The sequence below is a fragment of the Streptomyces niveiscabiei genome (assembly GCF_033794345.1).
GTDB lineage: Bacteria > Actinomycetota > Actinomycetes > Streptomycetales > Streptomycetaceae > Streptomyces > Streptomyces niveiscabiei.
Genome location: NZ_JARAYJ010000006.1, coordinates 21,832 through 42,126 on the forward strand (window position 1 = coordinate 21,832; position 20,295 = coordinate 42,126).

Consider the following 20,295-nt stretch of genomic DNA (forward strand, 5'->3'; position numbering starts at 1 on the left):
CGTACGGCGGGCCCCCTGCCGTACGCCGTCACCCCGCGCGCAGCTCCCGCGCCGCCGGGGCCCGGCACTCCTGGAGCTCCTGGAGCTCCTGCCGGATCCGTTCCTCCAGGCAGACCCGCAGCATCCGCGCCGGCAGCAGGTCGCGCCCCGGCTCCGGGACGTCGGCGCGGGCCAGTGCCCGTCCCACCAGCGCGGTGAACCACGCGTCGGCCGCCCGGTGTTCGGCGCGCGGGAACAGCTGCGCGAGCCGGGGCCGCAGTCCGGCGCCCGCCGTGTCGCGGCCCGCGAACAGCACCGCGCACACGCCTTTGCCGGCCGCGGCCACGAGCACCGGGCCGAGCGGGGACGCGCCCAGCGCGGACCGGATCACCTCGCCGTCACCGCCGGCCCGGAACGCCTGCGGGGTCATGCCGAGGATCGCCGGGGAGGCGGCGTAGAACTGCCCGTTGGAGTTGAAGCCGGCCTGGTAGATGGCGTCGGAGACGGTGCGCGCCGCGACGAGTTCCCTGCGCACGCGCCGGGCGCGCGTCGCCGTCCAGTACGTGTACGGGGTGACGCCGGTCGTCGCCTTGAACATCCGGTGGAAGTGGAAGCGGCTGTAGCCGGCCGCCCGGGCCAGCGCGTCGAGGTTCGGCGGCTCCAGCGCCCCGTCCATCAGCCGGCCGGCCCGGGCCACGGTGTCGGTGTAGTACCGGTGCGGCACCGGCTCGTCCGGGTGGCAGCGGCGGCACGGGCGGTAGCCGCGGGCGCGCACCTCGTCCAGGGAGGAGTGGAACTCCACGTTCTCCCGGCGGGCCAGCCGCGCCGCGCAGGAGGGCCGGCTGTAGATGCCGGTGGTGCGCACGACGTAGTAGAACGCGCCGTCCGCCGCCCCGTCCCGGTGCTGCACGGCCCGCCAGCGCTCGGCGTCGGTCGTGTACGCGCCCCGCCCCGCCATCACGGTCTCCGGCCCGTACGGCCGCGGTGCGCGGCCCGGCCCCGCTCCTGGAGCCGGGCGCGGTCGCGCAGCACCTTTCCGCTGGCGGACCTGGCCAGTTCGGGCACCAGGGTGATGTGCCGGGGCACGGCCTGTTCGCCGAGGAAGCGGCGGCACCAGGCGGACAGGTCGTCCCGGGCCAGTTCGGCGGTGCCGGTCACCTGTGCCTCGACCGGGTCGGGCCCCAGCACCACGGCCTCCCGGACATGGCGGTGGGCGCACAGCACGGCCTCGATGTCGACGAGTCGGGCGCCGGAGGCGGTCCGCCCGTCGCGCCCGCGCAGGCTCAGGGCGCCGGTCGCCGGGTCCCGGGAGACCAGGTCGTGGGTGGCGAGCCAGCCGCCGGCCCACTGCCGGCCGTCGTAGGGGTAGGGGCAGCCGGGCACCTGGACCTGGAGGGTTCCGGCCCGCAGCCGGGTGCGTACGCCGGGCAGCGGTACGCCGATCGATCCGGGCCCGTACTCGCCCGTGAGGTCGGCGGAGACCAGGCCGGTCTCGGTGGTGCCGTAGGCCTGGCCGATCAGGACGCCGTGGCGCCGGGCGAACGCGCCGGCGGTCTCCTCGGGCAGGGCGTCGCCGCCGGAGACGGCCAGCCGCAGCAGCGGCAGGCGGGTGCCGGTGGCGGCGAGCGCGGTGTAGTGCGGCGGTCGGCCCAGCACCACGTGGGAGCGGGCCGCCGCCTCGGCGAAGGCCGGGTCGGTGGCGGCCCGGGGGAACACCACGGTCGCGCCCACGGCCAGCGCGTGCAGCACGCCGCCGATCAGCGCGAAGGAGTGCGCGACGGGTTCGAGGACGGCGACCCGCTCGCCGGCCCGCGGCATGGCGGCGAGGGTGGCGGCCTGGGCCAGTTCGGCGCGCAGCGAGGCGGCGGTGCGGCCGGCCGCCTTGGGCCGGCCCGTCGTGCCGGAGGAGAACTGCACCAGGCAGTGCGGGGTGGTCGCGGTCCTGCCGCCGCGCCTGCGCCGGACGAGCACCTCGCACTCCGGCTCGAAGACGTCCTCGCCGTCGTGCCGTCCGCGCAGGGTGAGGACGAACTGCGGGGCGCTCAGGGCCAGCAGCGTCTCGCGCTCCGCCCGGTCCAGGGCCGGTTCCAGCAGGATCACCTGGGCGCCGAGGGACCACAGGGCGAAGACGCACCACAGCTGGGTGAAGCTGGGCGTGCCGTGGACGGCCACCGTCGCGCCCCGGCCGATGCCGTAGGCGGGCAGGATGCGGGCCAGTCGTGCCGTCTCCTCGCGGAGCGTCCCGAACGGGACCGCGTCGCCGGCCAGCGCCCACACGGCCCTCGGGTCCGCGGCGGCGAGCAGGCTCCCGCCCCACCAGCCTTCGTCACTCATCGTCTCTCCGGGGCCGATGCGGGTGCGCCGGGCCGGCGGCGCGGCTCACTTCTCGACGCAGAACTCACCGACGGGCCAGCCGACGTGCCGCTTGTCGGTGGCGACGTGGCCGAGGACCTGGTCGCCCTTCTTGAGTTCCGTCACGTTCAGCACGGCCGCGCCGGGGCCCAGGACCCGGACGTGCCAGTCGTCCTGGACGATCAGGTTGACCTGGACGCCTTCGGGCGACACCGCCCGGATGCTCAGCAGCGGCCGGGACTCCAGCTTGATCCGGCCGACCACGATCCGCCGGGTACGGCCGTCGGCGCCGACGGCGAGGACCGCGGAACCGGCCTTGAGCTCGCTGAGGTAGTTGGTGCGGTTGTCCTGGCCGAAGACGTAGCTGTGCAGCGCGCCCGCGTTGACGCGGAACGGGCGGGTCGGCATGTAGGGCAGCGGGTGGGTCTCGCTCACGCACAGGAGGAACCCGTGCGCGTACGAGCCGATGAGCATGCCCTCGTCCTTCTCGAAGTGCGTGCAGGTGTCGATGCAGACCCGGTCGCCCAGGCCCAGGTGCTCGGTCGACTCGACCGTCAGGGTGGTCAGTTCCAGGTCGGAGGTCTTGACCCGCAGCATCTCCACGAGCTGGAAGACGTCGTCGGCGTCGCGCGGCGCGAACAGGACGCCCTCGGAGCCCTTCTCCAGGACGTCGACGACGACCGTGGCCTCCTCCAGGTCGTCGGCCCGGCAGACGAGCCGGCCCGGGGAGCGGTCGGCGGCGGCGATCACGATCTCCAGTGGGATCTTCGTCGGGTCCTTGAACTGGACCACCGTGTACGGCAGGGCGGTCGCCGTCTCGCAGGCCAGGGTCAGCGTCGGGTCGTCGACGACGTCCACCAGGCCGGCGACGTCCTTCTCGCCGGACTGGTGGCGGGCGCGGAGTTCGTTCAGCCGGTCGGTGCCGGTGACGTCCCGCAGCACGATGAGGTCGTCGAGCCCCTCCCGCTGCGGCGGCAGCTCGCCGGCCAGGACGCGTTTGACCGTGGCCGGCAGGGTGGCGAGGGTCTCCCAGGAGCTGTCGACGATGCCGTCCACCCGGGCGTGGACGGCGGCGTCGACGACCGCGTCACGGCGCTCGGCGGGAACGGAACGAAGGTCGATCCAGGCGAATTTCACAGGGCACCTGCCAGTTCGGGAGAGGTCGAGGACGAGCGTGCGGACGACGGCCCGCGGCGGTCCGCGAGCCCGCCGGGGTGGACGATCGCGGCGAGGCTCGCGACCGTCTGCCGGGGTGAGGGGCTGGTGAACACGCGCCGGCCGACGGCGAGTCCCGCGCAGCCGGTCTCCAGCGCGGAGCGGGCGAACGCCTCGATGCCGCCCGAACCGCCGCCGCCGGCGACGACGACGGGCAGCGGTGAGCTCTCCACGACCTCCGCCATCCGCTCCGGCGGGGCGGCGAGCACCGTCTTGACGATGTCGACGCCGAGGTCCGCTGCGACGTTCACGGCGTGCGCCACGAGGTCGGGGCGGTTCGGGTCCGCCACCCGCGGGCCGCGCGGGTACACCATCGCGATCAGCGGCATGCCCCAGCGTTCGCACGCCGCCGCCACCGCCCCGAGGTCGCTCAGCTGCGCGGGCTCGGTGTCGGAGCCGATGTTCACGTGGACGCTCACGGCGTCGGCCCCGAGGCGTACGCACTCCTCGACGTCACCGACGAGGACCTTGGCGTCGGCGTCGGGACCGGCGTTGGTGCTGGCGCTCAGGTGCACGACGAGTCCGGTCCGGGTCAGCAGGGCGGGCGGGATCAGCCGGGCCCGGCCCTTGTGCACGACCACGGCGTCCGCGCCGCCCTCGGCGATGTCCGCGACCAGCGCCGGGAACCGTGCCGCGCCGACGATCGGCCCGTCGGAGACGGAGTGATCGAGCGGGACGAACAGGTACCGGCCGTCGTCCGCACGGGACAATCGCTCCAGGCGTAACGCTTTACCGGTCAATGGCATCGTCGCCATGACACGCCCCCTTGTTCCGACAGCTCTGTGTCATGGCTGCACTCTCGCAAGAGCCACTGAAGGATCGGGCCAACGCGTCTGCCCAGGTGACAGGGGTACAGATCCTGTGGGCCGCTCTCACCCGCTGGTTCGGGACGGAAACGTGGTGACCTGGTCGCCGTGGACCTCCCACCAGCCGCCGTCCGCGTCGGCGCCGCGCAGCCCGTGCAGTACGCCGGGCCCGGCCTGTGCCGTGACGCGGGCGTCGCGCAGCGACCCGAAGGCGTAGGTGCGCGACGGCTCCCAGGTGGTGCTGTGCCGCAGCCGCCGGGCGAGCTGGACGAACCCGGGGCCCGCCGCGGCGATCACCCACGCGTCAGGGGTCTCGGCGGTCATCCGGCGGGCCGCGCGCAGCCAGGAGGCAGCCGTCTCCGGCCAGTCGACCACCGTGAGAACCGTGCCGCCGCGCGCCTCCCACGCCTCGGTGAAGGCGGCGGCCGTCCGTACGGAGGCGGCATCCCTGCTGTGCCCGGTCACCACGGTCCGGATGCGGGGCCGGGGTGCCGTCAACAGGCCGATGAGCGCGGCCAGTTCGGCCGCCGTGTGCGGGGAGGGCGGCGGCAGCGCGCCGTGTCTGTCCCGTTCGGCGGGGCGGAGGAGCGGCGACGGGGTGGCGGCTGCCGGGTCACGTCGTTCACGGGGACGCATCGGGGGTGCCTTCCGTCGGGTCCGGTGGGGCGGTCGCCGTCCGGTGGGCCTTCCAGCGGCGGTGCGCCTCGGGCAGGCACACCGCGCAGGGCCGGTATCCGGCGGCGACGGCGGTGGGCTCGTCGGGGAAGAACACCCGCTGCCGGACGTAGCCGCCCCGGGCCAGGGCCCGCGCGGCGGAGGGACAGTCCAGGCGGCCGTACAGCCGCCCGCCCCGGTGGCCTCCCAGGGTGCCCGGCAGCGGGCTGGGGTACGGCCTGCCGTCGGGGCCGAGCAGGGTGTACTCGCGCCGGGGCCCGGCTGTCATGACGCGTCGTGGAAGACCAGGCCCAGTGCGTGCCGTCGGCCGGAGTGGACGGTGGAGACGCCGTGCCGTACGGCTCCGGCGGACCAGCCGCGCCGGGAGGGGACCGGGCGGTCGCGGGTGGTGAAGACGAGGCCGTGGCCCTGGCGCAGGGCGACGGTGGTGCCCCGCGACTGGGCCCGGGGCCGCTGTTCGACGAGCAGGAACTCTCCGCCGGTGTAGTCGGTGCCGTACTCGTCGAGGCCGATGACGACCTGGAGGGGGAAGGCGAGATCGCCGAAGAGGTCGCGGTGCAGGGCGTTCCAGTCGTCCTTCTCGTAGCGGAGCAGGATCTGCGCTGAGCGGTCCTGTCCCGCCTCGTGGCACATCGCCAGCCACTCCCCCAGTTCGTCCGGCCAGGGCGCCGGCCGGCCGAGCCGCGCGGCCCAGTCCCGGGCGACGGGCAGCAGCCTCGGGTAGAGAGCCGCGCGCAGTCCGGCGATCACCGGGGGCAGCTCATGGGTGAAATACCGGTACGTCCCGGAGCCGAAGCGGTGCCGGGCCATGTCGACGGTGCCGCGGAACAGCTCGGGCCGCTCGTACAGGCCGGCGATCTCCCGGCACTGCTCCGGGTCGAGCAGGCGCGGGGTCAGCGCGCAGCCGTGTGCGTCCAGGGACGCGGCGAGTTCGGTCCAGTCGGCCCGGTCGATCCGCCGGCGGGCCTCGGCGGGGGCGATGTCGGTGCTCATACCCTTTCCAACACCACCGCGCGGCGTCCGGTTTCACTCCTCCAGGGGGCGCGGTCAGAACATGGTGTTGTCGTTGGCGCTCTTCTCGGGCACTTCCTGGATCACGTCCCAGTGCTCGACGATCTTCCCGTCGGCGACACGCCAGAAGTCGGCGACGGCCATGCCGCGGTCGCCGGGCTTGAGGTGCAGATTGCTGTGGGTGACCACCAGGTCCCCTTCGGCGATGGCGCGCTTGATGTCCAGGCGCAGTTCGGGGAACTGCCCGCGCAGCCAGTGGACGTAGCCGGCGAAGGCCTGCGGGCCGTCCTGCGCCTCGGGGTTGTGCTGGGTGTAGCTCTCGCCGAGATGCGCGGCGGCGGCCTCGGGCTGGTAGTCGTTGAAGGCCTGCTCGTAGAACGCGATCACCAGCGCCTTGTTGTCCGCAGCGGACATGTGTGCCTCTTTCCGTCAGGACGGTTCCCGGTGCCAGTGGATCAGTTCCCCCGGCCGGCCGCAGCCCGGGAGGAGCCGTCAGGGCGGACGGGGCGGCTCGCACAGCGGAACGGCGCCTCCCGGGGCCCTTGTCAGGGGTCCCGGGAGGCGCCGTTGCCGTGTGGTCAGGGTGCGTCGACGAGGGTGCGGCCGTCGGCGGGGGCGAGCGCGGTGGCGTAGGCGGACTGTACGCGGGACCGTTCCCGCGCGTCGGGTACGGCGTTGGTGCAGGCCGTTCCCGCGCTCGAGCCCGACATCAGCTGGGAGCAGGGGCCGGGTTTGGTGTCGGGCAGGCCGAGGCTGTGCCCCAGTTCGTGGGCGGCGATCCGGGTCTTGTCGTAGCCGTCGTCCACGGCCTGGCTGCCGAGTTCGACGCGGACCTGGCGGCCCGGGCGGACGGGGCCGAGTGTGGCCTGCGGCCAGCCCGTGGTGGCGACGATCACGATCTCGGCCCGGGTGCCGGGTGCCGCTTCCACCAGTCGGACGTTGCTCACGTTCGCGTTCCACGAGGCGACTCCGGCCGCGATCGCGGCTTCCCAGCCTCCGGCGCGGCTGTCGTCGTACCGGAGGGTCACGGCCGCCCGGGTGGTCGGTGTTGCGCTCGCGGGGGCCGCGGTCGCGGCGCTCGCCATGGCGAGGGTGAGCGCGGCGGCGCACGTGCCCGCCTTGAGCCAGGTGCTGAGGGGCATTGCTGCTCCTTCGTCTGTGGGGGTTCCGGCCCCGGCGGGGCCGGGCGCGCGAAGGAACGGCCGGTGGCCCGGTGGGGCCTGACGGGCCGTCGGCCGCCCTTCGGAGCCTTGCGATGGTATGCCCCGACACCCCTTCAGATCATGCACATGCCACGATTGTCCTCCGTCACAGATCCCTTCCGGCAAGCTCAGGGCGCCTGCGTCGAGATCTCGAACGGCCGGGCCTGGGGGGACGATTCGGTGCCGTCGGCGGCCACGGCCGTGACGACGTAGTAGTAGTACGCCCGGGGCAGGCCGAGGTCCGTGTAGGTCGGCTGTGTCACGCCCGAGGCGATGCGGTGCTCAGGGGTGAAGACGTCCGCGGCGGACGTGGACCGGTAGACGTTGTACGAGGCGCCGGCCCCCTGGTCGCAGGCTCCCGCCTCCCAGTCGAGCCGGACGGAGTCGGCGCCCCTGCCGCCTCCGGTGATCCGGGGAGTGGGCGGCGCGGTCATGACCGGGCAGGGCAGGGTGACGTCGGCCACCGGCGAGAAGTCGGACCACGTGCTGTGCGTGCTGACGGCGCGTACGACGTAGTACCAGGTCTTGCCCGCGGGCACGTTCTCGTCGGTGAACGTCGTCCCCTTGAGGAGCGGGGAGACCGCGTAGGCCGACGTGGGGTCGGGGGAGGTCGTGCGGTAGACGTAGTAGCCGGCCACGTCGGCCGACGTGCTCGCGGTCCACTCCACCGTGACGCGGCCGTTCGCGGCCGTCGCGGCCACCGAGGCGGGTGCGGCCGGCTTCTCGTGGACCGGCAGGCGCTTGCCGTAGACCGTGCCGTAGCCGGGCTCGGGCATCGGGGAGACGTTGCCGGCCGCGTCGACGGCGCGGACGGTGTAGCCGAACTGCACGTCGACCGGGGCGGCGGCGTCCAGGTAGGCGGCGCCCCGCACCACGGCGATCTGCTCCCAGCCGCCGAACATCGGCTTGCGCAGGACGAGGTAGTGGTCCGTGTCGTCGGTGTTGGCCGTCCAGGCGATGTGCACGCCGTCGGTGCCGTTCCACGCGTCCAGGCCGTACGGCATGTGCGGCGGGGTGACGTCGCCGGTACGGGTGGCCGAGGCCGTCGCCGAGGGGTTCGACTCCGTGCCGTGCGCCGTGACCGTCCTGACCTGGTAGTGGCGCGCCTGCCCGACGGGCGCCGTGAAGTCGTCGTAGGCGGGGCCGGTGACCGGGGTCCCGGTCAGCCGGGTCCAGGGGCCGTCGGGCGACTCGGCGGCGTAGACGTGGAACCGGTGGGCGGCGTCGCCGTCGTAGCGCCAGCCGACGGTGTTGCGGTCGACCCAGCCGTTGGCGGAGACCCCGGCCGGCGGCAGGGGCTTGGGCTCGGTCGCGTCGAGCCGGACGGGCGCGGAGTACGCGGAGGCGTTGCCGGCGCTGTCCAGGGCCCGTACGCGGTAGTGGTGGGTCGTGCCCGCGGTGGCGGCGGGGTCGGTCAGGGCGGTGCTCTGCGTGGGCACGGAGAGGGAGGTGTACGGCCCTTCGGGCGTGCGGGCGCGCTGCACCTCGTAGGCGCTCGCCCCGGTCACCGCGGACCAGGAGAGCCGGGCGCCGAAGTCGTCGTACGTGGCCGTAAGTCCGGTCGGTGTGGCGGGGGCCGTCCTGTCGGCGCTGACGACGCGTACCGGGGCGGACAGCGGGGAGAGGTTGCCGGTGCGGTCGGCGGCGCGCAGGGCGTACTCGTAGGTGGCGCCGGTGGCCGGGGGTGTGTCGGTGAAGGCGGCGGCCGTGGTCGGGGCGCCGGTGAGCGCGCTCCAGGCGCCGGTGGGGCCGGTGCGGCGGTAGACGCGGTAACCGGCCAGGTCCAGTTCGTGGTTGCGGGACCAGGCGAGGCTCGCCCTCAGGGTCGCCGGGGCGTAGCCGGCCTTCACGCCGGCCGGGGCCAGGGGCGCGGTCCTGTCGTGGGCGCCGGTGACGGGCCGGTAGGCGAAGGCGATGTCTGCGGCGCCGGTGAAGGCGGCGAAGTCCACGCGCAGGGTGTGGGTGCCGCGCGGGACGGTCAGGCGCAGGGTTCTCTTCTGCGTCCGGCTGACGTCGCGCCACAGGTCGATCTTGCGGGAGCCGTCGAGGTAGACGCGGGCGCCGTCCTGGACGGCGAGGGTCAGGTCGAAGGGGCCGCCGGAGCCGAAGTCGCGGGTGGTGGTCCAGCGGACGCCGAACCTGTCCCTCGGCAGGGTGACGCCGGCGGGGTCGCCGAGGCCGTAGTTCTCGGCGATGGCGGTGTCGCAGACGGTGGCCTTCGGGGTGCCGGTGAGTGCGGTGCCCGCGTAGTACTGGGCCTTCCACACGCCGGGCGCGCAGGTCACGGCCGCCTGCGCGGTGGCGGGGAAGGCGAGCCCGGTCAGGGCGGTGGCCAGGGAGAGCACGGCTACTCCCGTGGTGCGGCGTGCCACGCCGAGGGATATACGCATGGGCTGACGGTCACGCTTTCGGTCAGGAGATGTGAACGAGATGTGTACGCGGCCCCGATCGTGCCATTCGCAAGATCGTTCACGGAAGGGGTTTCGGGCGGAATCAGGTCAACCACTTCGGCCGGGCCCGCAGGTTCGCGGCAGGTTTCCCTGCACTTGGCCGCTGGAGGGCCGAGAGCGCCGGATCGGCCGATGCCGCCTGGCAGCATCCTCGTCCGAGGACGGCCGTCCCTGTCTCGATCGGTGATGTGTCAAGGGGAGAAGAGGAACCAGGCATGGTGCGTACGGAAGAGCTGAACAGGTCCACGCAGGCCCCCGTCCGGACGTCCCTCCGGCATTTCGCCCGCCGTGGTTCGACGGCGGCCCTCGCCGTGGGGATGTCCGTGGGGGCCCTGTTCATGAGCACGACCCCCGCCTCCGCGTACGTCGGGGAGAACTTCCTGCGCAACTGGGAGACCGGGCGCTGTCTGGACGCCGACGACACGGGAAGCATCTACACGCTGCCCTGCCAGCAGGGGAACGCGTACCAGACCTGGCAGCCGATCTACGTCCGCCACGACACCTATGACGTGGTGCAGGTGAAGAACAAGGCGACCGGACGATGCCTGCACGTCAACGCCCACGGCGCGCTGACGACCTACTGGTGCGACGAATCCGGCAACCCAAACTGGAACCAGCGTTTCGCCGCCAAGGGTTCGGGCTGGGACCGGATCGAGCTGACGAACGTCCTGTTCAACACCTGCGTGGACAGCAACCACGCCGGCGCCGCCTATGTGACGGGCTGCAACGGCGGCGGCTACCAGAAGTGGAAGCTGGGCTTCTGACCCGACCCGATGTCGTGGGAGGGACCGCCCCCGGCGTCGCCTCCCACGGCGTCGGCGCGCTCGCACACCGGGACCGATCCCCGGGCAGCCGTCTCAGCGGGCGCACGGCCCGTAGCATGGCGCCACGCGACGACGGGGGGCGGCACACATGGACATGAACGCGACGGCTTCGCTCCGCTGGGCGGCGGCCTGGATGTGCGTCACCTTCACTCGCGGGCTGAGCCCCGAGGAGGTGTTCGCCCGGTACGGGGCCGACCCCGGCCGCGCCCGCCTGCTCGACTGGGACACCGCGTCGGACCTCCTCACCGGCGAGGACGGAGTCTCGCTCCTGCGCGCCGGAACACTCGGCGAGTGGACGTTCTGCGTCGAGGAGGACGGCGTCACCGGCTCCCTGGCGGAACCGCTCGCGAAACTGTCCCGGGGCACCGAGACCTACAGCGTCCTCACCACCGACGGCATCGACGTCTTCCAGCACTGGCGCGACGGCGCGTGCATCGAGAACTTCGAACCCGGCATGGAACACACCCGCCCCGAAGGACCCGCGCCCTGGTGGAACCGAATCGAGGAAACGCTGGCCGCGCACGAGGGGGAGGAAACCGGGACGGCCCCCATAGTGGCCCTCGTCCTCAACACCCTCGGCATCCCCCTGAACGACGACACACTCGCCGCCCCCTGGCCGAGCTTGACACTCACCGAGGACGACGTCCCGGCGGTGCAACGGGGCGACACCTACGCGGGCGAGGGACCCGTTCCGCCTGGGACTGTCGTGATCCTGTAGATCCCGGACCGCGCATCCGGCCGAGGGCCCGAGGCCACGCCGGAGCCGAAGGCCAAGCCGGGGCCATAAGCCGCGCCGCTCACCGAGACCGAAGGCCGGACCGGACCCGCCGGGGCCGGCTGCCTCGTCAGGGTCGGTGGGGCGTGTGCTGGGTGGCTGTTATGACGCCCACCAAGGCACCCGGTCGCCGACGTTGTTCGTCGCGAAGAAGTTTGTGACCTCGGTGATTTCGGCGGTGTCGGGCTGGTCGTTGGTGCAGTCGTTGCCTGCCCAGGCGCCGGACATCACCTTGGAGCAGGGGCTGCCGGGGCCGAGGTCGGGCAGGGACAGGATGTGGCCGAGTTCGTGGACGACGATCCGGGACGGTTTGATCAGGGCGGCGTCGCCGACCTCCAGGTAGACCCATCCCCGGCCCGCGCCCTTGATGTTGACGTGGGAGCGGATGCCCTTGGCCGTCTTGTACTCCATGACGCGCAGGGCCGCCGGCGTGTCCTGCTCGACGAACTTGATCGTCGGAACCGCCTTGTTCCAGATCGCGATCGCCTCGCGGGACGCGTCGGTGTAGGAGCCGGCGAGCAGCAGGTCGATGGGGATGACCTCCGGCTCGGGGTCGGCTGCGACGGCCGGTGTGCCGGCCCCCAGCAGAACACTGCACGTGAGAACCGCGGACGACAGCAAACTCAACGCTCGGGCCACGAAGGACGCCTCCCATGAATTGACAGTACGCGATCACATTAGGGGTTGCGTGAGGCCGTACTCAACATCAACTCTCGGACAGATAAGCCGACTTGACGTCCGATCAGCGCAGGGTCACCGCCACCGGCAGCCGTTTGATGCCGTTGACGAAGTTGGAGCGGACGCGGGGGACGTCCCCGGTGAGGCGGATGCTCGCGAGGCGCGGGATCAGTTCCTCGAACATGATGCGGATCTCGGTGCGGGCGAGGAGGTTGCCGAGGCAGAGGTGGGGGCCGCCCTTGCCGAAGGTGACGTGGTCGTTGCCGGTGCGGGTGACGTCGAAGTCGTAGGGGTCGCCGAAGACGGCTTCGTCGCGGTTGCCGGAGGCGAACCACATGACGACCTTGTCGCCCTCCTTGACGTGTCTGCCGCCGAGCTCGGTGTCGCGGGTGGCGGTGCGGCGGAAGTGGTAGACGGGCGAGGCCCAGCGCAGGAACTCCTCGACCGCGCCCGGGATCAGGGCGGGGTCCTCCTGGAGGCGGGCGAGTTGCTCGGGGTGCTGGAGGAGGGCCAGCATGGAGTGGGTGATGGTGTGCCGGGTGGTCTCGTTGCCCGCGACGACCAGGAGCAGGAAGTAGTTGTCGAAGTCCTGCGGCGAGAGCGGCACACCGTCCTTCGGGGTGGTGTTCACCAGCTTCGACACCAGGTCGGTGCCGTCGCCGCCGCGCCGCCGCGCGGCCAGTTCGCGGCCGTACGCGAAGACTTCGAGCGAGGCCGGGGAGCGGAACGGCAGGTCGCGGTACCGCTCGCTCTCCTCGCTGTGCAGGAGGACGTCCGCGTAGTCGGGGTCGGTGTTGCCGATGATGCGGTTGCCCCAGTCGATGAGCCGCCGGTTGTCCTCGGGGGGTACGTCGAGGAGGCGGGCGAGGACGTTGATGGGGAAGTCGGCGGAGATCTCCTCGACGAAGTCGAAGGTGCCCTTGGCGAGGGCGGTGTCGAGGGTGGTGGCGGTCAGTCCGCGCAGGAAGCCGGCGTAGCTGTTGATGACGTTCGCGCCGAACTGCCGTTGCAGGAGGGCGCGCAGGGCGCGGTGGCGGACGCCGTCGAGTTCCAGGATGGAGGCGCGTTTCGCGATCTGGTCGTCGTCGACCTCTTCGAGGTTGACGAACCGGGTGGAGGTGAAGGTGTCGGTGTCGCGGTCGACGCGGGCGATGTCGGCGTGCCGGGTGACCGCCCAGAAGCCGGAGTTGGGGGCCGCTTCGGGCTGCCAGTGGACGGGGTCCTCGTGGCGCAGGGTGTGGAACATCCGCCAGGGGGTGACGCCGTCGGTGAAGCGGTCGAGGTCGGTCAGGTCGACGTCGCCGAGCGGCATCGGCTCGCGGACGGCGTCGGTGACGGGGCTGGGCATCATGGTCGTGGGCTCCTCGCGGCTCACAGGTGGTACGCGTACTCGGTGAACTCCCAGTCGGTGACGTACCGCCGGAACCGCGCGACCTCGTCCCGCTTGTACGTCAGGTAGGAGGCCGTGAAGTCCTTGCCGAGGATCTCGGTGAGCGCGGTGTCGGCCTCCAGCGCGTCGAGTGCGGCGGGCAGGGTCGTCGGGAGCGTGGCCGACCGGGCGGCGTCGTAGCCGTATCCCTCCAGTGGTGCGGGGGGTTCCTGGGCGGACTGGATGCCCAGCAGGGCGGCGGCGATCGTGCCGGCGATCAGCAGGTAGGGGTTGGCGCTCGCGTCGCCGAGGCGCAGTTCGAGGCGGGTGGCGGCGCCGCGTTCGGGCGGGACGCGGACCATGGCGCTGCGGTTGTCGAGTCCCCAGTCGATCAGCCAGGGGGCGAGGGTGTCGGGGCCGAAGCGCTTGTAGGAGTTGACGGTGGGGTTGGCGAGCGCGGCCAGGGCGGGGGCGTGGGCGAGGACTCCGGTGATCGCGTGGCGTGCGGTGGCCGACAGGCCGTGGGGGGCCGAGGGGTCGTCGAAGGCGTTGGTGTCCTCGGGGCCGGTGCACGAGAGGTGGAGGTGGAAGCCGGAGCCGCCGGCCGTGTTGAAGGGTTTCGCCATGAAGGTGGCGAGGCGGCCCTCCTTGCGGGCGAGTTCCTTGACGGCGGACTTGAAGCGGAAGGCGCGGTCGGCGGCGGTGAGGGCGTCGGCGTGGGTCAGGTTGATCTCGAACTGCGAGCCGTCGAACTCGTGGTTGCCGCCGCTGACGCCGATGCCGAGGTCGCGCAGTTGGCGCAGGGTGCGCAGCAGGTGGTTGTCGCCGTCGGCGCGCAGTCCGGCGGTGTAGACGACGCCGGTGGCCTCGCTGTAGCGGCGCCAGCCGGCCGGGGTGTCGGGGTCGGGGTCGCACAGGACGTACTCCAGCTCGGGTCCGACGACCGGGCGCAGTCCGTGGGTGTGGCAGCGGTCGAGGACGGTGCGCAGCAGGTCGCGCGGCGACTCGGGGGCGGGGCGTCCGGTGGCGGGGTCGGTGACGTCGCCGAGGCAGGCGGCGACGCCGGGTTCCCAGGGCAGGGCGATCAGGGTGTCGAGGTCGGGGTGGACGCGGATGTCGGGCAGTCCGGCGTCGAGTCCGCCGGTCACCGGGACGACGTCGCCCTGGGGGCTGGTGTGGTAGACGGCGCGGCAGAAGGCGAGGCCGTGGCCGGCGGCGTCGGGGAGGTGGTCGAGCAGGACGTCCCGGGCGCGTTCGGTGCCGATGAGGTCGGGATAGGTCACGCGGACGACGTCGATGCCCTCGGCGGCCAGCCGCTCCAGGTGGTGGTGGACAGATGCGCTCACCGGCATCCCCTCTCGTTTGGCGTCAAACAGTAGGGAGGGGCTCCCGGCCCCGCAAGGGGTGCGCCGCAGATATTTATCCATCTGGACAGCTCTTGACCGGGGGCGCGGCCGTCCTTATGTTGTTTGGCATCAAACGAACTGGGCGACACCCCTGAGTACCCGGGAGGACCGGCCATGAAGGTCGTCGTCGACATGAACAAGTGCCAGGACCACGGCCAGTGCGTCTTCGCCGCCCCCGACGTCTTCCGCTTCGACGACGCCGGACACCTCGCCCACGTCTCCGACCCCGGCGAGGCGCTGCGCGAGGAGGTCGAGGAGGCCGCCGACGTGTGCCCCCTCCAGGCCATCCGGATCGAGGACTGAGCCCGTGCACACGAGCGTCCTCGTGGCCGGCGCCTCCCTGGCCGGGCTGCGCGCCGCCGAACAACTGCGCGCCGCCGGCTGGACGGGGCAGGTCACCGTCGTCGGCGACGAACCCCACATGCCCTACAACCGGCCCCCCTTGTCCAAGGAGGCCCTCGCGGGGCGGGCGCCTTTCGAGTCGCTCGCCTTCCGCCCCCGCGCGAGCGTCGCGGACGTCCGCTGGCGGCTCGGCACGGCGGTCACCGCCGCCGACCTCGACCGGCGGACCGTCCGACTCGCGGACGGGGAGCGGCTGTCGTACGACGGGCTGGTGATCGCCACCGGGACCCGGCCCCGGCGCCTGCGCTGTCCCGGGCCGCTCGCCGGGCGCCACACGGTGCGGACGATCGCCGACGCGCGCGCACTGCGCCGGGAGCTGACCCGGCCGGGGGCGCGGGTCGTCGTGGTGGGGGCCGGGTTCATCGGGTGCGAGGTCGCCGCCACGGCGGTGGCGCTCGGCGCGGGCTCGGTGACCGTCGTCGATCCGCTGGCGCTGCCCCTGGTGGGGCCGCTCGGGGACCTCCTCGCCGGGTGCCTGCTGGAGCGGCATCGGCGGCGAGGGGTGCGGTTCGTCCTCGGGGCCGGGGTCGCCGGGTTCGAGGGGGACGGGCGGGTCAGCGGGGTGGTGCTCTCCGACGGGGTGGTGCTGGGGGCCGACGTCGTCGTGGAGTCGGTCGGGTCCCTCGCCAACACCGAGTGGCTCGACGGCAACGGGCTCGACCTCTCCGACGGCGTACTGACCGACGGGCGGTTGCGGGCCGGGGGACGTCCGGAGGTCGTCGCGGTGGGCGACGTGGCGCGCTTTCCCAACGCGCGGTACGACGAGGTGCCGCGCCGCGTCGAGCACTGGTCGATGCCCACGGACACGGCGAGGCACGCGGCGCGCGTTCTCGCCGCCCACCTCTCCGGTTCCCGCGTCGAGCCGGCGCCGTTCTCGCCGCTGCCCACCTTCTGGAGCGACCAGCACGACTTCCGGCTCCAGTCGTTCGGGGCGCCCTCGCTGGGGCTCGGGGACGTCCGGGTCCTCGACGGCGACCCGGACGGTGACGTCCTCGTGGGCTACCACCGCGAGGGGCTGCTCGTCGGGGTCGTCGCGCTGGGCGGGGCCCGCGTCGTCGCGCGGGCCGCGCGGCTGCGTGCCGAGTTGTCGCAACCTGTGAGGAGTTCTCTGTCATGACGGGTGTGCGCGGGTTCTTCCCGCCGAAGACGGTGAGCGGGGCGTCGTCGTCGATTCCTGCGCCGCCCTGGCGGTACTCCGGGGATCTGCTGACCGTCGAGTACCGCACGGACCCGGAACGGGTACGTGAACTGCTCCCCCACCCTTTGGAGTTGGCCGAGGAGGAGCCGGGCGCGGTCGCGTTGATCTGGGCCGACTGGCAGTCCTGCGCGGAGTCCGGGGAGGAGCTGCTCGATCCGGTGCGGGCGCAGTACAAGGAGGCGTTCGCGGTGGTGCGCTGCTCCTACCGGGGGCGGACGTACTCGCGGTGCGTGTTCATCTGGGTCGACAAGGACTTCGCCATCGCGCGGGGCCTGCACCAGGGGTATCCGAAGAAGCTCGGGTCGATCCATCAGACGCGTCCGCACCCGTACGGGCCCGCTCCGCGGATCGAGGCGGGGGCCCGGTTCGGGGCGACGCTGGCCGCCGCCGACCGGCGGCTCGCCCAGGCCGTGGTGACCCTGCGGGAGCCGTCCCCGACGAACGGGTTCGTCAACGGGCATCCGATGGCCCATCACCGGTGGCTGCCGTCCGTCGAGAAGGGGAAGGGGCTCGCGCTCGACGAGCTGATCGAGTCCGGGGCCGCCGCCTTCGAGGGTGGGCAGCCGTGGGTGGGCGAGGCCGAGTTGGAGCTGTTCGAGGCACCCACCGAGGAACTGGCCCGGCTGGAGGTGCGGGAGCCGATCGCCGCGTACTACCGGCAGGTCGGGGTGGTGTGGGACGGGGGGCGGCTGCTGGAGTCCGGCACGTCCGAGAGCGAAGGGGAGACGTACACATGAAGATCACTGTTTCCGGGGTCCCCGTCGACACCCGGCACTGGATCGGCGGCCGACGCGTCGCCTCCCCCAGCACGTTCACCGACCGCTCCCCCATCGACGGCGGCACGCTCGGCGAAGTCTCCCGGGGCGGGCCCGCCGAGGCCGAGGCCGCTGTCGCCGCCGCCCGTGACGCCTTCCCCTCCTGGGCCGCCACGCCCCGCGCCGAACGCGCCCGCGTCCTGCACGCCATCGCCGACGGCGTCGAGAAGCGCCTCGAAGACCTCGCGATCGTCGAGACCACCGACAACGGCGCCCTGCTGCGCTCCCACCGCCGGGGTGTCATGCCCCGGGTCGCGCACAACTTCCGCTTCTTCGCGGACCGGCTGCTGACGCTGGAGCACGAGGACTTCGCGACCCGGGGGCACACCAACCACGTCAGCTGGGACCCGGCCGGGCCCTGCGTCCTGATCACCCCGTGGAACGCCCCCCTGATGCTGGCCACGTGGAAGGTCGCCCCCGCGCTCGCCGCCGGGAACACCGTCGTCCTCAAGCCCGCCGAGTGGTCGCCGCTCACGGCCTCGCTGCTCGCCGACATCGCCGCCGGGGCGGGACTGCCCGCCGGGGTCCTGAACGTCGTCCAGGGCTACGGCGCCGAGATCGGCGACGCCCTCACCTCGCACCCCGGCGTACGGCGCATCAGCTTCACCGGGTCCGTGCCGACGGCGCGGCGCATCGCCGCATCGGCCGCCGCGAACCTGACGCCGCTGAGCCTCGAACTCGGCGGCAAGTCCCCCCTGCTGGTGTTCGCGGACGCCGACCTGGACCTCGCCGTGGACCTCGCGGTGGAGCAGTACGACAACGCCGGCCAGGTCTGTCTGGCGGCGACGCGCATCCTCGTCGAGAACACCGTCGCCGAGGAGTTCACGGAGCGCTTCGTCGCCAAGGCGGCCGGTCTCCGGCAGGGCGACCCGCGTGACGAGGCCACCGACATCGGGCCGGTCATCCATCCCCGGCAACTGGAGAAGATCGACGGCTTCGTCCGGCGGGCGCTCTCCGAAGGGGCCCGCGCCGTCATCGGCGGCCGTCCCGGCGGCGGCCAGTACTACGCGCCGACCCTCCTCGCCGGTGTCGACCAGGACTCGGAGATCGTGCAGGAGGAGGTCTTCGGCCCGGTCCTCACCCTCCAGACCTTCACCGGCGAGGACGAGGCGGTCCGCCTCGCCAACGGCACCCGCTTCGGGCTCGCCGCCACCCTCGCCACCGGCGACCCCGAACGCGCCGAACGCGTCACCGCCCGGCTCGTCGCGGGCACGGTCTGGGTGAACTGCTTCTTCGTCCGCGATCTCCGGGCGCCCTTCGGCGGCTCCCGGCTCTCCGGCGCCGGCCGCGAGGGCGGCACCTGGAGCTTCGACTTCTACTGCGACCTGAAGAACACCGTCACCGCCCCGAACGGATGGAACAGCCATGGGTGAGATCGTCGGCGCGGGCCTGCTCGCCCACGTCCCCACCATCGTCCTGCCCGAGGCCACCCGGCTGGAACTCAACGAGGGCAAGGAGATCACCCTCGTCACCGGTCTCCAACAGCTCCGTGCGGACGTCTTCGAGTCCGACGACTACGACACCGTCGTCGTCCTGGACTCCCACTGGGCGACGACGGTCGAGTTCGTCGTCACCGCGCAGCCGCGCCGGGCGGGCCTGTTCACGTCCGAGGAGCTGCCGCGCGGCATGTGCCGGATGCCGTACGACTTCCCCGGCGACCCCGAACTCGCCGCCAACGTCGAGAGGTTCGCCGACAAGCACGGCACCTGGATCACCGCGATCGACGACACGTACCTGCCGGTCCACTACGCCACCCTCAACCTGTGGAAGTTCCTCGGCGAGGGCCTTCCGGACAAGCGCTGGGTGAGCATCGGCGTCTGCCAGACCGGCGACATGGAGGACCACCTCCGCCTCGGCCGCGCCCTGGCCGACGGCATCGCCGCCACCCCGGGACGCCGCGTCCTGCTCATCGCGTCCGGCGCCCTCTCGCACACCTTCTGGCCGCTGCGCGAGTTGCGGGACCACGAGGCGAGCGATCCGGCGCACATCCGCACGCCCGAGGCCCGCGAGGCCGACCTGGAGCGGATCGCCTGGTTCCAGGAGGGCCGGCACGACAAGGTCCTCGACACGATGGACGCGTTCTGGAAGGTGAAGCCCGAGGCGAGGTTCTTCCACTACCTGATGATGGCCGGCGCGCTGGGCGAACAGCGCTGCCTGGCGAAGGGCCGGCGGTACGGGGAGTACGAGAACTCCGTCGGGACCGGCCAGGTCCACCTCTGGTTCGACCGGCCGGCCGACGGCTGGACCGGCGACCGCCCCGCACGGAAGGACACGCCATGACCGAGTACCGCCGCATCCTCCTGGACGGCGCCGCCGTCCAGGTCACCCCCGACGGGGACGAACTCGTCGCCGGGGACGGCCGCCGCGTCAAGGCCGACGAGGCCCACCACCTGCCGCCGGTCGTGCCGTCCAAGGTGATCGCCGTCCACCTCAACCACCGCAGCCGCGTCGAGGAGTTCCGCATCCAGCTCCCCGACACACCCACCTACTTCCACAAGCCGACCTCCTCCCTCAACTCCCACCGGGGCGCCGTGGTCCGCCCCGAGGGCTGTACCTGGCTCAACTACGAGGGCGAGGTCGCCATCGTGATCGGGCGGACCGCGCGCAACATCTCCCCTTCCGAAGCGGGGGAGTTCATCGCCGGGTACACGATCGCCAACGACTTCGGGCTGCACGACTTCCGGGACACGGACGCCGGTTCGATGCTGCGGGTGAAGGGCTCCGACACGCTGTGCCCGCTCGGCCCGGGTCTGGTCACCGGCTGGGACTTCCCCGGCAAGCGGCTGCGGACGTACGTCAACGGGCGTGTCGTGCAGGACGGTTCGACCGACGAGATGCAGTGGGACATGCACTACCTCGTCGCCGACATCGCCCGCACCATCACCCTGTACCCCGGCGACGTCCTGCTCTCCGGCACCCCGGCGGGCTCGCGGCCCGTGCGGCCCGGGGACGTCGTGGAGGTCGAGGTCGAGGGCCTCGGCAGGCTCACCAGCCACGTCGTCGCCGGCCCCACCCCGATCCGCACCGACGTCGGCGCACAGCCCACCGAGTCCGAGGAGGTCCTGTCCACCGCGCTCGGCGGCGACTGGGAGTTCCGGGGGATCAGGCCGCCGCGGCGGTGAGCGTCGGCGCCGGTAG

General features: G+C 72.8%; 21 protein-coding genes. 8 read left to right on the top strand and 13 right to left on the bottom strand.

Translation table 11 applies throughout. The annotated features are described in order from the left end of the window. Positions 1–28: 28 nt before the first annotated feature. From PV682_RS10165 to PV682_RS10210, 10 genes are all read right to left on the bottom strand, one after another. On the bottom strand, positions 29–937 hold the full coding sequence (locus PV682_RS10165; RefSeq protein WP_319726360.1) for a bifunctional transcriptional activator/DNA repair enzyme AdaA: 909 nt from the start codon (positions 935–937) through the stop codon (positions 29–31). After that, complete coding sequence (locus tag PV682_RS10170; protein ID WP_319726362.1) at positions 937–2,313, bottom strand: class I adenylate-forming enzyme family protein; 1,377 nt, start codon at positions 2,311–2,313, stop codon at positions 937–939. The genes PV682_RS10165 and PV682_RS10170 overlap by 1 nt, the downstream gene beginning before the upstream one ends. 45 nt (positions 2,314–2,358) lie before the next feature. Further along, entirely contained in the window at positions 2,359–3,468 is a 1,110-nt protein-coding gene (locus tag PV682_RS10175; RefSeq protein ID WP_319726364.1) for a 3-dehydroquinate synthase II, read from the bottom strand. Continuing rightward, positions 3,465–4,301, bottom strand: coding sequence for a 2-amino-3,7-dideoxy-D-threo-hept-6-ulosonate synthase (locus PV682_RS10180; RefSeq protein ID WP_407705634.1), 837 nt, complete (start codon positions 4,299–4,301; stop codon positions 3,465–3,467). Before PV682_RS10180 ends, PV682_RS10175 begins: the two co-directional genes overlap by 4 nt. A 117-nt stretch (positions 4,302–4,418) precedes the next feature. After that, a complete protein-coding gene (locus PV682_RS10185) occupies positions 4,419–4,988 on the bottom strand; it encodes an ABC transporter substrate-binding protein (protein ID WP_319726366.1) in 570 nt (189 codons plus the stop codon). After that, a complete protein-coding gene (locus PV682_RS10190) occupies positions 4,975–5,295 on the bottom strand; it encodes a metal-binding protein (protein ID WP_319726369.1) in 321 nt (106 codons plus the stop codon). The genes PV682_RS10185 and PV682_RS10190 overlap by 14 nt, the downstream gene beginning before the upstream one ends. Next, positions 5,292–6,020: a 2OG-Fe(II) oxygenase gene (locus tag PV682_RS10195; protein ID WP_319726370.1), complete on the bottom strand. Its 729-nt coding sequence runs from the start codon at positions 6,018–6,020 to the stop codon at positions 5,292–5,294. The genes PV682_RS10190 and PV682_RS10195 overlap by 4 nt, the downstream gene beginning before the upstream one ends. Before the next feature lie 54 nt (positions 6,021–6,074). Continuing rightward, positions 6,075–6,452, bottom strand: a complete 378-nt coding sequence (locus tag PV682_RS10200; RefSeq protein ID WP_055721357.1) for a nuclear transport factor 2 family protein — start codon at positions 6,450–6,452, stop codon at positions 6,075–6,077. Between the two features lie 164 nt (positions 6,453–6,616). After that, positions 6,617–7,180: a snapalysin family zinc-dependent metalloprotease gene (locus PV682_RS10205; protein ID WP_319726376.1), complete on the bottom strand. Its 564-nt coding sequence runs from the start codon at positions 7,178–7,180 to the stop codon at positions 6,617–6,619. A 188-nt stretch (positions 7,181–7,368) separates the two neighbouring features. Beyond that, positions 7,369–9,630 (bottom strand): PA14 domain-containing protein, encoded by a 2,262-nt coding sequence (locus PV682_RS10210; protein ID WP_319726377.1) that lies wholly within the window; start codon positions 9,628–9,630, stop codon positions 7,369–7,371. 275 nt (positions 9,631–9,905) lie between these two features. On the opposite strand from PV682_RS10210, the gene PV682_RS10215 reads away from it, so the two are divergent. Together PV682_RS10215 and PV682_RS10220 are read left to right on the top strand one after the other, a co-directional pair. Further along, a complete protein-coding gene (locus tag PV682_RS10215; protein ID WP_319726380.1) occupies positions 9,906–10,454 on the top strand; it encodes an RICIN domain-containing protein in 549 nt (182 codons plus the stop codon). A gap of 148 nt (positions 10,455–10,602) precedes the next feature. Next, on the top strand, positions 10,603–11,232 hold the full coding sequence (locus PV682_RS10220) for a DUF6461 domain-containing protein (protein ID WP_319726382.1): 630 nt from the start codon (positions 10,603–10,605) through the stop codon (positions 11,230–11,232). A gap of 159 nt (positions 11,233–11,391) precedes the next feature. Here PV682_RS10220 and PV682_RS10225 read toward each other — a convergent pair whose 3' ends face one another. The 3 genes from PV682_RS10225 to PV682_RS10235 all read right to left on the bottom strand — a co-directional run bounded on the left by PV682_RS10225 (position 11,392) and on the right by PV682_RS10235 (position 14,682). After that, positions 11,392–11,928: a snapalysin family zinc-dependent metalloprotease gene (locus PV682_RS10225; RefSeq protein ID WP_319726385.1), complete on the bottom strand. Its 537-nt coding sequence runs from the start codon at positions 11,926–11,928 to the stop codon at positions 11,392–11,394. A 103-nt stretch (positions 11,929–12,031) separates the two neighbouring features. After that, positions 12,032–13,318: a cytochrome P450 gene (locus PV682_RS10230; protein WP_319726387.1), complete on the bottom strand. Its 1,287-nt coding sequence runs from the start codon at positions 13,316–13,318 to the stop codon at positions 12,032–12,034. Positions 13,319–13,338: 20 nt separating this feature from the next. Then, positions 13,339–14,682, bottom strand: coding sequence for a glutamine synthetase family protein (locus tag PV682_RS10235; protein WP_319726389.1), 1,344 nt, complete (start codon positions 14,680–14,682; stop codon positions 13,339–13,341). A 174-nt stretch (positions 14,683–14,856) separates the two neighbouring features. Here PV682_RS10235 and PV682_RS10240 point away from each other — a divergent pair, with 174 nt between their 5' ends. Genes PV682_RS10240 through PV682_RS10265 form a run of 6 tightly spaced genes read left to right on the top strand, consistent with a single transcriptional unit; the run spans position 14,857 to position 20,279 of the window. Continuing rightward, positions 14,857–15,045, top strand: a complete 189-nt coding sequence (locus tag PV682_RS10240; protein ID WP_055721349.1) for a ferredoxin — start codon at positions 14,857–14,859, stop codon at positions 15,043–15,045. Positions 15,046–15,049: 4 nt separating this feature from the next. After that, positions 15,050–16,261, top strand: coding sequence for an NAD(P)/FAD-dependent oxidoreductase (locus PV682_RS10245; RefSeq protein WP_319726391.1), 1,212 nt, complete (start codon positions 15,050–15,052; stop codon positions 16,259–16,261). Continuing rightward, on the top strand, positions 16,258–17,079 hold the full coding sequence (locus tag PV682_RS10250) for an acetoacetate decarboxylase family protein (RefSeq protein ID WP_319726393.1): 822 nt from the start codon (positions 16,258–16,260) through the stop codon (positions 17,077–17,079). The genes PV682_RS10245 and PV682_RS10250 overlap by 4 nt, the downstream gene beginning before the upstream one ends. Next, a complete protein-coding gene (locus PV682_RS10255; protein ID WP_319726394.1) occupies positions 17,076–18,530 on the top strand; it encodes an aldehyde dehydrogenase in 1,455 nt (484 codons plus the stop codon). The genes PV682_RS10250 and PV682_RS10255 overlap by 4 nt, the downstream gene beginning before the upstream one ends. Next, positions 18,523–19,437, top strand: a complete 915-nt coding sequence (locus tag PV682_RS10260; protein WP_319726397.1) for a 3,4-dihydroxyphenylacetate 2,3-dioxygenase — start codon at positions 18,523–18,525, stop codon at positions 19,435–19,437. The genes PV682_RS10255 and PV682_RS10260 overlap by 8 nt, the downstream gene beginning before the upstream one ends. Further along, positions 19,434–20,279, top strand: a complete 846-nt coding sequence (locus tag PV682_RS10265) for a fumarylacetoacetate hydrolase family protein (RefSeq protein WP_319726398.1) — start codon at positions 19,434–19,436, stop codon at positions 20,277–20,279. Before PV682_RS10260 ends, PV682_RS10265 begins: the two co-directional genes overlap by 4 nt. Positions 20,280–20,295 lie beyond the last annotated feature (16 nt).